Annotated in this window: 3 protein-coding genes; all 3 read left to right on the plus strand. The window is 66.0% G+C overall.

The window, feature by feature from the left end; translation table 11 throughout:
- Positions 1 to 31: 31 nt before the first annotated feature.
- Positions 32 to 9,019, plus strand: a complete 8,988-nt coding sequence (locus tag PVZ78_RS04605) for a TcdA/TcdB pore-forming domain-containing protein (RefSeq protein ID WP_273828283.1) — start codon at positions 32 to 34, stop codon at positions 9,017 to 9,019.
- A gap of 81 nt (positions 9,020 to 9,100) precedes the next feature.
- Positions 9,101 to 10,558: a TolC family outer membrane protein gene (locus PVZ78_RS04610; RefSeq protein WP_273828284.1), complete on the plus strand. Its 1,458-nt coding sequence runs from the start codon at positions 9,101 to 9,103 to the stop codon at positions 10,556 to 10,558.
- Between the two features lie 112 nt (positions 10,559 to 10,670).
- Positions 10,671 to 13,196: PAS domain-containing protein (locus tag PVZ78_RS04615; RefSeq protein ID WP_273828290.1), on the plus strand; the 2,526-nt coding region annotated here is incomplete at its 3' end.

Raw genomic sequence — 13,196 nt, forward strand, 5'->3', positions numbered from 1 at the left:
CTTCGCTCAAAACAGACAAAGGATCACTGCAATGGCTTCCATGTCCAAGGACTTCACGCGCCTGCTCAATACCCTGATCGATCAACAGGTCAAGGCGGCAGGCCGGCAAACCGAATGGTTCAACATGAGCGCCGAGGAGCGCGCCGAGTACATCGCCCAGGTCGGCGACCGCCTGCTGGAAATGCAGCAGAGCACCCTGAGCGTGCTGGCCGCCCAGCACTATCAGATGCAGGACAACCCGGTCTCGGTCGGCGACCAGTTGCAGATGCTGCAGCAACGCCGCCAGCAGATGAACGCCATCCCCGACACCCCGGCGACCAGCGCCTACAAGCTGCAACTGGATCGCGACATCCTGCTGTACAGCCGCCAGCAGACGGCGATCAGCCACTATGACAGCACCTGGAACAAGGCCCTGGGCATGCTCAGCCCCGGTGGCGCCAAGCAGCTGGAAATCAAGGGCCTGAAGGCCGATGCCCTGGCCAAGCAGGACAAGCTCAAGGGGCGGATCAAGCGCCTGGAGCAGCAGCTGACCATTCAGGTGGCCGACTCCACCTTCAGCCAGGCCTACGTGACGCTGTTCTCCGAACTGCAGGCCTACAAGGAAGTCAGCGCCCGCTACAACACCCTGCTCAAGGCCGCGCCCGAGCAGCAAGCCGCGAGCCTCGGCGCGCTGGCCAAGGCGCCCCGGGCCTCCGACGATCTGCCGGTGAACATTTCCCTGCTGATGATGGAAGAGCGCCCCGGCTACATCCGCATGAACGTGGCGCTGGTCAATGCCAGCACCGACGGGCGCTTCAAGGACTTCTTCCTGGAGAACGGCAGGCTGGTGGTGCCCACCGACGGGGTGCTGAACTTCTCCTTCGGCACCGCGGCCCGCTCCCTGGCCTGGCAGCAACAGTACCGGCTGAAGAACGAGCCGCCGTCCTTCCGCTCGCCGACCTACGCGCCGATCCGCTCGGTGCTGGTCAAGACGTCCTTTGTCGAGCAGTACTTCGCCAATCACCTGGTGTCGGAAAGCTCCTTGCGCGAAGGCTTCAAGGCCCAGGTGCTGGGCAACGGCCACAAGCTGCTGTTGACCAGCGTTGATCGCAAGGTGCCGAACCAGGTCGGCGTCCAGGTTTCCGGCCAGTCGCCCAACACCACCGTCACCCGCGAAGTGCCCCTGGCCGGCGCCTTGAGCGAGCTGATCAACCAGAACGCCGACATCGCCAGCTTCCAGACCATCGGCCTCGAAGGTTTTCGCCAGAACAGCTACCACCCCGACCGTGACGGGGTCTTCGTCAATATCCACGAGCTCGAACGCTCGGTGGGCTTTGCCGAGCGCCAGTACCTGCTGGAAATGCCTCAGGGCGGCGATTACCGCGCTGCGACGCCGTTTGCGCTGATGACCGTCGACGGCGACAAGGTCAGCAGCAGCCACCTGAGCAAGGCGCAGACCGACGCCCTGTATCAATACAACGCGGCGTTTTTCGACAAGCTGGAACAACTGCGCGACGGTGGCATCAAGGCCAGCCGCCTGTTCGAAGGCAGCAGCGAGCGCGCGACCTTCGTGCAGCAACTGACCCGCTTGCTCGAGCGCAACCACATCACCCCGGCCGGGGTGCTGATGCCGGAACACAGCCGCGCCAGCCTGCGCGATATCAAGGGCAACAACCTGAACAAGGTGCTGTGGGAACAGGCCTTCGCCGCGTCGGTCTGGCAGAGCCGCGACAACGACGCGCTGCTGTTCGGCCTGGCCGACAAGCTGGTACAGAACCAGGCGCTGGCCAAGGTCCTGCAAGGCGGTTATGTGCAAAGCGACATTGCCCAGGCCAAGTTGCTGCTGGCGCCGCTGTACGAGCCATGGCGGGTGCAGGCGATCGATGCGGAAAACCAACGGGTCGCGGCGGCCAACGCGGCGCAGCATCCGGATAATCCGAAAGTGCATGTGTTCGACCAGGTGGCGGTCGAGCGCTCCCTGGACAGCAAGCTGCTGACCCTGTTGTTGCGCGGCCCCGAAGGGCTGGAGCCGGCCGATGGCAAACTGCGCCCGACTGTCGAGGCGCTGCTGTCGAGCGACCAGGGCCGCAGCCTGCGCAAGCAGGCGCTGTTCCATGCCCTGCGCCCGGTGGCCGACAGCTTTTCCAAGGCTGCGGTGCCGGTCAATGCCCATGCCGCGCTGGCGCCGCAGAGTGGCGCCGACAAGGTCATGATCAACAACCGGCTGAATCAGCCCGACCCCTACCTGATCCTCAATACCCACCCGGAGCAGGCCCAGGCCGATACCTCGTTCCTGATCGCCGACGACAAGTACCGCAGCTACAGCCAGTTCCGTCCCGACCCGGGCAATGCCGCCACCCGCTACATGAACGACCTGGACACGCCATTCGTGGGCGGCATTTCCGGGACCACCCAGACCGTCAGCAATGCCTTGCCGGAGTTGTTCGGTGGCGCCCTGAGCGTCAAGCAGTACTGGCAGTTCCAGATGGCCAACGCGGCCTTCATGATCCGCAACGGCTATCACTCGTTCTTCGAGACCCTGTACGTCGCCGCCCGTTATGAGCCCCAGGGGCCGGGCAGTATCGGCCAGGACCTGCTGCAGATGTTCGACCGCTACCGTGCCGAAGGCAGCAGGGAGGCGTTGCACGGCGAGCTGTACGACGGGGTGATGGCCCGCGTGCTGCCGATCGTCAACCAAGGCGTGCCGGCGGCCGAGGAGTTCCATCCGCCGCGCTTCACCAGCGTTGGCCCGCTGCCCGCGCTGCTGGGGCAGGCGGCGAAGGACCAGCAGCTCAAGACCGGGCTGGCCCCGCTGGGAGCCGGGTTCGAACCGCGCCAGGGCAGCGCCGACATCCGGCAGTTCGCCGCCGACCCCGTGCAGTTCGCCAAGACCCACACCCTGAGCGCCGAGGCCCTGGTCAAGTCGGGACGCTTGCCGGCCCAGGGCAACGTGCAATTGGTCAAGGTCGCGCCGAACCTGTACGAGCTCGAATACACCGAGCACAGCGCCAATGACATTGCCGGCAGCGGCGTCGACAGCGTGCCGGCGTATTTCCTCGGCTACAACGGCCCGAACCAGGCCAATGCCGCGCCGGCCTATGTGGACATTCCCAAGCACGCGGCCGCCGGCAGCTTCCTGTTCACCGGGACCTTGTCGGGCTGCTCGCTGGTGGTGACCAGCCTGGATGCCAACACCTTCCGGGTCTACCACGACGGTCGGGTCAACAGCTCGCTGCTGTACGACAACGTGGTGATGGCGGTGGACTACAAGGACTATCAGGTCGCCGGCACCGCCGAGGGCCTGGCCGCGGCCTACATGCAGTACGTCGATGGCCAGTGGCAGCTGGTGTTCCAGCGCCAGGAGTACCAGCGCGAAGGCCAGATGGTCTGGCCGAAGCTGCGCGACGGCGTCCAGCCCCTGGCGATCCAGACCGCCGACCCGCAGGTGGTGGAACGCAACCGGGCCGGGTTCGCCGCCTACCGCGAGCAGGTGCACCAGAACCTGAAGAAAGTCGCGGCCCAGTTCGGCGTGTCGGTCGAAGGCGTGGCCGACGGCGTCTACAGCGAGGGCGCCTTTTCTCCCGAGCATCCGGCGATCGCCAGTTGGAACCAGCTGCGCGAAGCGGTCCAGGCCAAGGTCAATGCCGATATCCAACAGCTGGCCGACCAGCGCTACCAACTCCAGCAAGACCGGCGCGGGGCCAGCGACAAGGGCCTGATCGACCAGCAGATCAAGCAGCTCAACCTCACCCAGGACTACTACCGGGCGCAGTACGACCCGGTGTTGCGCGAAGCCGGCTCGGTGGAAAAGACCTGGCTCTGGCAGCAGATCAAGGCCAAGGAGGGCAGCGCCGCGGTGGTGCGCACCGACGATACGGCGATCCAGGGCGCAGGCGAGGAGCGCGCCAGCAGCGTTGGCGAGCGTTATGCGATTGCCGAAGCCTATCAGCGCGGCGCGCGCGGCACGGCGTTCAGCGATGGCTTGCGCGATTTTCGCGAGATCAAGATCCCCGGGGTGGACGACAGGATGTCGGCCCTGGAGATGAAGCGGCTGTTTCTCGAGGGTACGCTCAGCCCTCGTGAGCGGGGTGCCCTGAGCGGGCGCATCACGGAAACCGCCCAGGCCGAGTACATCGACAAGGTGCTGCGCCAGACCGCGGTGTTCAGTGAAGACTTCCACAACGCCGGCAGTGTCTTCGGCCAGCTGGCGCCGCAGGACTTCTACCTGTCGCTGGTGGGCGACCGTTCCGGCGGCCGTTGCTACCCCCTGGTCCGGGCGATGGCCGTGGCCCTGGCCAGTGGCGGCGAGGCGGGCGTCAACAGCCTGGTGCAGAAGCTGTTCCTGGCCTCCGCCGACCCTCAGGCGGGCAGCTCGACGCTGCTCAAGAACAGCCTGATCCGCCTGCATTCCAATGTCGAAGCGGTCCAGGCTTCCAGGGAGCTGGGGCAGGTCAAGTTGTCCGAGGTGGTGTCGCGGCTGGCCGCCAGCACCGGCACCTCGATGTTTGCCCTCAACACCCAGAACCACTCGATGATGGTGGGCAGCACACAGACCGCCGAGGGCCGTCGCTACTACTTCTATGACCCGAACGTGGGGATCTTCGCCTTCGACTCCACCAAGGGCTTGGCCAAGGCCATGCAACAGCACCTGGTGACGCGCAACCTGGCCGCGCACTATGGCTCGTTCGGCACCAAGTCGCTGCCGGCCTTCAACCTGATCGAGATCGACACCGGCAAGATGGCCGAGGTGCCGGTGGGCAACGGGTTGAATGTGGCCGATCTGTCGCGGCCCGAGGAACTGGCCGGAGTCATCGGCCAGCGTCGCCAGGTGGAGCAGGCGGTGGACGCCCAGCAGCGGGTCAGCGAAGACCTGCGCCTGGGGGCGGCGTTGACCACCTTCGACGCCGAGCAGTGGGGCGCGCGCTTCGAAGTCGCCAGCACCCGGCTGGCCCGGGAACATCAGTTGGGCAGCCAATGGATACCGATCATTGCCAACATCGAGGAGCAGAAGGAGGGCGGCTATCGGGTCCAGTTCATCAACCGTGACCAACCCGAGCAGACCCGCTGGCTGGCCACCGACGACGGCACCTTTGTCGAGTTCCGGCGTTTCGTCGATGAGCACATGCGGGTGTTCAACGAGCACTTCACCCTGGAGCATGGCCAGATACGGCCCCGTGCCGGCGTTAGCGAAGCATCGCCGGTGGACGGCCTGAACGCCGGCTTTGCGGTACAGACGCTGATCCAGTGGTTTGCCGACAAGAACCGCAAGGACACGGCCCAGGGCACGGTCTCGCCGGACCTGGCCACCGCGCTGAAGATCCACAGCTACCTGGGCCTGGCGCAGATTGGCCATGGCACTTTGCAGGATGTGGTCAAGGTCACCGAACTGGTGCAGACCGCGTTGCGCGGCGAAGCCATGGCTGCCGAGACCTCGCTCAAGGACTTTGCCTCGACCCTGGGCCACACCGTCAACGAAGGCGCGGGCGTGCTGTTTGGCGGGGCCATGGTCGGCCTGGATGCCTATGAGCTGGCCCATGCCGAGAACGATGTGCAGAAGGCAGTGTTCGGCACCCAGCTGGCGTTCGATTCGGCCAGCTTCGTCACCGGCGCGGCCGGGGTCGGCGCCGGGCTGCTCGGTGCCTCGACGGCGGCCGCGGTGCTCGGCGGCGCGGGGGTGATCCTCGGCGGCCTGGCGGTGGGCTTCACCGCGCTGGCCCAGGCCTTTGGCGCGGTGGCCGAAGACGCCAAGGCGGTCGGACGCTATTTCGATACGGTCGACAAGGCCTACAAAGGCAACGGCTACCGCTACGACGCGGACAAGAAAGTGCTGGTGCCGCTGGCCGGCGCGGTGGTCAAGCGCCTGGACCTGCGCAACAACCAGATCGGTTTCGACAGCCAGTACATTTACCGCACCCACCACGGCTCCACCGGTTCCGGGGCGATCAACTACTTCTTCTGGGCCGGGGATTTCCCGCGGATGATCCACGACCGTGGCCAGGCGATCGAGGTGCGCAGCGGCATCGGCTACAAGGACGCCACGCGCACGCTCGAGCATGGCGACAGCACGGCGGTGATCCTGCCGGGCACGCCCAAGTCCTACATCAGCTACGAGTACATGATCCTGCCTGGGTCCACCACCCGGCATGACACCGGTTTCGACGTGATCCGCAGGCTCGAGGAAGACCGGCGCTTCGACTACGACTTCTACATCTTCCCGAGCGAGGAGACGATCCGGCGGATTCGCCAGGAGTATGTCGACACCCCGATCGAGGTGCTGCTCGATTCGCGCGACCGGCAACTGGTGATACCCGAACTGCCCAAGGAGCTGTACGGCTATCTGAACTACCAGATCAAGGGTGCGGGCGGGCGCTATCTGGTCGGCCTCAATGAAGGCACCCGGGTCGATCTGTCCAGCGAGGCAGGCACGCCGTCGCGTTGGATCATCGACAGCAGCCAGCTGGCGAGCGAGAGCATCAGCGTGTCGAAGGGCCAGTTGGTGGTCGGCGGCGTGGTGGTCAAGCTCGACCCGGCGAGCAACGGCCAGGTGCTGGTGGTCAACGCCAAGGGCGAGGTGCGCGAAGTCGATTTCGCCGGCATGAGCGCCCGGGTGGTGGAGGAAGACGCGAGCAAATGGCAGCTGCCTGGCCAGCGTATCGAACAGCACCTGAGCGAGCTGGCCAAGGCCCATCAGCTGCACGGTCAGTATGTGGTCGTCGATAACTACAGCCACGAGGGGCGCAATGTCGGCCGGGCGTTCTACGACGTCGCCAAGGAGCGCATGCTGTTCACCGACACCCAGGTGGAGCAGGCCAGGAACGCCCAGTTGGGGGCGGTCATCGGCGAGCACGCCTACTTCGTCGACGCCGAGAATTCCGCGGCATGGCGGGTCGAGATCGCCACCGGCAAGGTCGACGCGCAGTTCGCCCCGTCGTTCAACCAGAGCGCGGGCCGGATCAGCCGGTTCTGGCAAGAGGGCGATGCGGTCTACCTGGCCCGTCGTTATCAGCTCAAGGAGCGCGAGGCCGAGCTGAACTTCCGCATCATCGGTGACCGGATGGAACTGGTCGGGGTGGTCGGCGATGACGCATTGCTGCAACTGTCGGCACGCACCGGCCAGCATGGCGATGCGCTCAAGGCCCTGCTCCAGGGCTACCAGAGCCAGGCCACGCAGCGCGCCACCCCGGTGTACAGCCTGGGCGCGCCGATGATGGAGCCGAGCGCCGCGGCGCTGGTGACGGTGTTTGGTCTGGATAACGCCAAAGTGGCGCACCGCTACTGGGTGCGCACCAGCGACGGCACGGTGATCAAGCCGAACCTGGCACCCCCGGCGGGCCAGCAGCCGCCGCTGGATGCCCAGGGCAAACCCCAGAGCGCCTGGCCGATTCCGGCGGACCTGGTGTTCGCCGGCAGCATGCCGCAGCCCGCCGGCCAGGAAGTGTTTTTCTTCTACAGCCAGAAGGAGAAGGTGCTGTTCCGCCAGGAAGGGCCGGGGCAGAAAGTCCTCGACGGTAGCCAGCCGAGCGCCTTGCGCCTGGCCACGCCGACCCTGGCCAATGTGCTCGAACTCAACGGCCATCTGGTGGCCGTGACCGAGGACGGGCGTGTCGCGCGGATCGAGGCGACCGGGCGCCTGAGCTATGAAGCGGTCAACGAGCATTGGCTCAAGAAACACGGCACCTGGTGGAAGGACCTGGCCAGTGTCAACGGCAGCAACGCCACCCTGGCGGTATTCGGGGCCAAGGCCGCCGATGGCAAGAGTGCGCTGCCGGTGTGGTACCACAACGGCCAGGTGATCGTGGCGGCGTCCTCGTTGCAAGGCAAGCCGCTGCAGTTTCTCGGCTTCGACAGCGCCAGCTCCAGCGCGCGGCTGTTCGAGCCCGAGAGCGGCAAGCTCTACCTCCAGGCACCGATGACGTCCGAGGCGTTGGCGACCGCGTTCGGCGGCGACGAGGTGCTTGAGGCCTCGGCGCAATTGCCCGCCGCCACGCTGCTGATGCCCCAGGTGCAGCTGCGCTCGGCGGTCCAGGTGGATGCCGGGCTGCGGTTGACGACGGCGCAGGGCGAAATCCTGCTGCGCACCAACAGCGGCGATGTGCAGCTGGTGGCGGTCGACAAGGGCTGGCAGCAGCAACACCTGGGTAATCTGCCCCAGGCGCTGGCCAAAGTGACAGGGCAGTGGGGAGCCAAAGGCGTGTTGACCTTGCAAGGCGCCGACAGCCAGGGCTGGTTCGATGTCGCCAGCGGGCAGATGTTCGCCAGCACCGGCATTCCCGCCGCGAGCGACCTGCGCTTTATCGGGGTGGCCGCCGAATCGCAGCGCTCGGCCTACGTCTACAGCCCGACGGAGCAGGCGCTGTACAAGGTCAAGCAGGGGGCTGCGCAGAAGCTCGGGCACTACGGCAATGTCGAGCGTATCGGCTCCTCGCTGCTGCTGCAGGGTGGGGGCGGCGGCGGTCGTCAGGACGAACTGGCGCCGCCGTTGATCGCCGGGGTCGACAGCGTGGTGCTGCATGGCGGCGGTGCCAACGACACCTACCGCTTCAGCCCGGCGATGTGGGCGCACTACCGCACGGTGGTGATCGACAACGATGACCCGGGCCAGGCCCTCGACCGCCTGATCCTGCCGGTGGCCGATGGCAAGAACATCCTCGTCAGCCGTCAGGGCGAGAACGTGCTGCTGACCGACGCCGGCACCGGCACGGCCCTGGTGCTGCGCCAGGTGTTGGGTAGCCAGGCCTCGGCGCATCGGCATCTGCAGATCGAGCTGCAAGGCGACTCATCGGTGATCAGTGTCGATCATCTGGTGAAGGGTTTTGCCCAGGCGGGCTCGACCAGGGATGCTTTGTTCGAGCTGTCCTCGCGCGAGCGCCAGAGCGTGCCGACGGCGAACGACATCGCCTCGGTGACGCAGGCCGAGGGGCCCAGCCTGGCCAAGTTGAGCGGGGCCATGGCGGCCTTCGCCGACACCGGCGGCGCTCGTGAACAGGTGCCGCAAAACCGTCAGGCCGCCCAGGCGGTGCTGGTGCCTTCACTGACCTGACCACGCAGGAGCAAGCACAGGAGGGGCGCAAAGCCTCTCCTGTCTCCGGCCGAATCACTTCTTTATGTAGAACAGCAAACCATGATCAAACCCATGATTTCGCGGCAGCGAGCCCTTGCCGGCTGGTTGCTTGTCCCTCTGTTGCTTGCCACGTTGCCGGTCGCCTCCCTGGCGCAGGCGGCCGAACACCCGCGCCAGGCCATGCCCAGCGACCTCTGGCGGGTGTACCTGGATGCCCAGCAGAACAACAGCGAGCTGGCGGCGGCCCGTGCCGACCAGGCCGCGCGGGCCGAGGCGGTGCCCCAGGCGCGGGCCGGGCTGCTGCCCACGCTGTCGGCCAGTGCCGAGCTGAACGGCACCAGCACCTCCCTGCAACAGCCAAAGCAGGACACCCGGCGCAGTGGCACCAGCTACCAGGCGGTGCTGAACCAGCCGATCTTCCGCGCCGATCGCTGGTTCAGCCTCAAGGCCGCCGAAGCCGAGGACCAGCAGGCCCAGCTGGAGCTGGCGGCGGCCGAACAGAAACTGATGCTCGACAGCGCCCAGGCCTATTTCGGCCTGCTCAAGGCCCAGGACGCCCTGGCGGCGGCCAAGGCTGAAGAAGCCGCGCTCAAGCGCCAGCTGGAACTGGCCGAGAAGGGCTTGCAGCTGGGCCTGTCGGACCGTACCGATGTGCTCCAGGCCGAGGCCGGGCATGACACCGCGCGGGCCAACCGGATCGTCGCGCAGAAGCGCACCGACGATGCCTTCGAGGCCCTGGACACCCTGACGCACCAGCAATACGCCGCGATCCAGGGCGTGCGGCATGACATGCCGATAGTGTTGCCGGAACCCAACGATGCCCGGCGCTGGGTCGACACCGCGGTGCGGCAGAACCTGACCCTGCTGGCCAGCCAGCAAGCCCTGGACGCGACGCAGCAGACCCTCAGTGCGCGCAAGGCCGGGCACGCGCCGACCCTGGACGCGGTGCTGCGTTACCAGACCGGCGACAACGACAACCTGGGGTACGGCAACAGCGATATCCGCGGCAGTGGCTACGGCGGCAATGTCGAGCAGCGCTCCATCGGCCTGCAGTTGAACATTCCGCTGTTCAGTGGCGGCCAGACCTCTTCCCAGGTGCGCGAGGCCCACCAGCGGATGAATCAGCGCGAATACCTCAACGACAACCTGCGGCGCCAGGTGGTGGAGCAGACCCGCAACCTGCATCGCGGCCTCAACAGTGGGGTCGACCAGGTCAAGGCGCGGCGCCAGTCGATCATTTCCAACCAGGGCGCGGTGCTGGCCTCGCAGTTGGGCTTCCAGGTCGGCACCCGCAATATCGTCGATGTGCTGGAGGCCCAGCGCCAGCTCTACAACGCGGTGCGCCAGTACAACGACAGCCGCTATGACTACATTCTCGACACCCTGCGGCTCAAGCAGTCGGTGGGAACCTTGTCGCCCCAGGACCTCAAGGCGCTTTGTGATTACCTCAAGGCCGACTACGATCCCGACCGCGATTTCCTGCCGCCGGAGTTTCCACGCCGGCTGGCGGCGCGTTGAGGCTGTTTGTCAGGGCGGCAGGTACGGATTCATCAGGTAAAGGGGCGAGGTGTTGCACAGGTTAACGAACTTCTTCGACAGCCACAGACGGTGTTGTTACGCCCTGGGCGTGGTGATCGCGGTCGGTGCCGCGGTGGCGCTGGGCAACTACTACCGCCTGCAGGTCGAGGACGTCTACCAGGCCAGTATCGAGATGCAGACCCAGGAGTACGCGGCGGATCTGCAGCAGTGGAAGTCCGACGGTTTTGCCATTGGCGCGCTGTCGATCCTGGGGCGCCACAACCCCTCGCTGAAACGGGTGATCCTGGAGCGCGAGCCCTCCGCGCAATTGATGGAGCAGGCGGCGATCCCGTTGAAGACGCTGTCCATGGTGGTGGGCGCCAATCATGCCTTTGTCCTCAATCGCGACGGGGTGGTGGTGGCGGCCCATGATCACCAGGGCCAGGCGCCGCTGGGGCTGAACGTGGCCTTCCGGCCCTACTTCAAGGTGGCGCTCAACGGCGGCAGCAGCGTCTATGGTGCGATCAGCGTCACCACCGGCACCCGCATGTTCTACATGGCGGTCCCGGTCTACGAGTCGCGCACGCGCCAGGACAAGGTGATCGGGGTACTGGTGGCGCGTTTCGACGGCAAGATGCTCGATACCAACCTGAACAAGCAGTATGGCGACGACCTGAAAATGATCCTGTCGCCCAGCGGCGTGGTGCTGGCCGCCAGCAATCCGGAGTTTCTGCTCAAGGCCGACCGCGCCTGGTCGCTGCGCGACTTCAGCGGCGAGATCCGCCGCCAGTTCGGCGACTACCCGTTCGCCCACGGCGTTCCCGAACGCTTGCCCTTCGATACCCATCAGCCGCAGGTCAAGCTGGACGGCCGGCGCTACAGCCTGTCCCGGGCCGACTTCGACTGGAACGACCCCAGCGGTCCCTGGAGCCTGGTCACCCTGGGCGACCTGGATGCGGTGCTGCCGGCCGAGCAGGTGCTGCTGATCAAGGGCCTGAGCGCCGTGGTGTTCCTGCTGTTGCTGTGGGGCGGCCTGCGACGCCTGGCCGATGCCCGGCGGCACAAGGCCGACGTGGCGCGGATCGAGCAAAGCGAGCGACGCCTGGACATGGCCCTGCAAAGCGGGGCGCTGGGCTTGTGGGACTGGAACGTCAGCCTGGGGATCGTCATCAACAACGATGTCTGGCTGCGGATCCTCGGCTACAGCAAGGAGGAACTGGACCAGACCTTTGGCAATGGCCTGGACCGCTGGGCCTGCCTGGTCCATCCGCAGGACCACGAGCCGGTCATGGCCAGGCTCAGGGCGCACCTGGACAATGAGGTCGAGGAGTACCGCGCCGAGTACCGCATGCGCAGCAAAAGCGGGCGCTGGTTGTGGGTGCTGGACATCGGCCGGGTCATGCAGCGCGATGCCCAGGGCGCGCCGACGCGGGTCACCGGCGTGCTGCAGGACATCACGCAGGCGGTCGAGGTGCAGCAATCGATCGTCGACAGCCAGACCAAGCTGCAGTCGATGATCGCCAACATTCCCGGGGTGGTGTTTCGCAGCCTGCCGGACGCCGCGCGGACCATGGTCTTCGTCAGCGATGCCATCGAGGGCCTGAGCGGTTTTCCGGCGGCGCATTTCCTCGCCGGGCACAGCTATCGCGACCGGGTCCACCCCGATGACCTGGAGATTTTCGCAGGCTGCCTGAGCAGCGCCAGCTACATGCTCGAATACCGGATCATCACCGCCACTCAGGAGGTGCGCTGGGTCTACGACAAGGGCCAGACCATTGTCGTGGACGGGGTGCCGCAGTACCTGGACGGGGTGATCTTCGACATCAGCGAGCGCAAGGCGGTGGAAGCGCAGATCCAGCAATCGCGGCGCGACGCCGAGCTGGCGACCCAGGCCAAGTCGGAATTTCTCGACAGCATGTCCCATGAGATCCGCACGCCGCTGAACGCGATCATTGGCATGGCCCACCTGGTGCAGGACATGCCCCTGGAACAGGCGCAACGCGACTACATCGAGAAGATCGACCGTGCGGCGAGGAACCTGGTGGGTACGATCAATGGCGTGCTCGACCTGTCGAAGATCGAAGCCGGCAAGCTGAGCATGGAGCAGGTCTGCTTCGACCTGCGGGAGCTGGTGGACGATGTGTTGCTGCTGGTGCGCCAGCGCGCGGAAGAACAGGCGCTGCAACTGCGCCTGGACATTCCCGCCATGTTGCCGCGCAGCTATGTCGGCGATCCGCTGCGCCTGGCCCAGGTGCTGACCAACCTGGTGGACAACTCGATCAAGTTCACCGAGGCCGGCCATGTGTGCATCGGCGTGTGCCTGGTGCGCCAGTGGAACGACAAGGCGCTGCTGTGCTTCAGCGTCACCGACACCGGGGTGGGTATCAGCGAGGAGCAGCAGGCGCGGCTGTTCAATGCCTTTGTCCAGGCCGACCTGTCCATCAGCCGGCGTTACGGCGGCAGCGGCCTGGGGCTGACCATCTCGAAGAAAATCGTGCAGATGATGCAGGGCGACATCTGGGTGCACAGCAAGCCGGGGCAGGGCGCGGTGTTCAAGTTCACCGTGCAGTTGAGCCTGCCGCAGCGACGGCCACAGGAGTTTCCGACGCTGAGTTGCAGCGCGCCGGCCACCCCATCG

Origin of the sequence: Pseudomonas sp. SBT1-2, from assembly GCF_028640875.1 — a bacterium.
In the GTDB taxonomy this organism is placed as follows: domain Bacteria; phylum Pseudomonadota; class Gammaproteobacteria; order Pseudomonadales; family Pseudomonadaceae; genus Aquipseudomonas; species Aquipseudomonas chlororaphis_I.

Bases quoted from the DNA above. Each gene is read 5' to 3' on its own strand.
- PVZ78_RS04605 (WP_273828283.1), top strand. From the start codon at position 32: ATGGCTTCCATGTCCAAGGACTTCACGCGCCTGCTCAATACCCTGATC.
- PVZ78_RS04610 (WP_273828284.1), top strand. From the start codon at position 9,101: ATGATCAAACCCATGATTTCGCGGCAGCGAGCCCTTGCCGGCTGGTTG.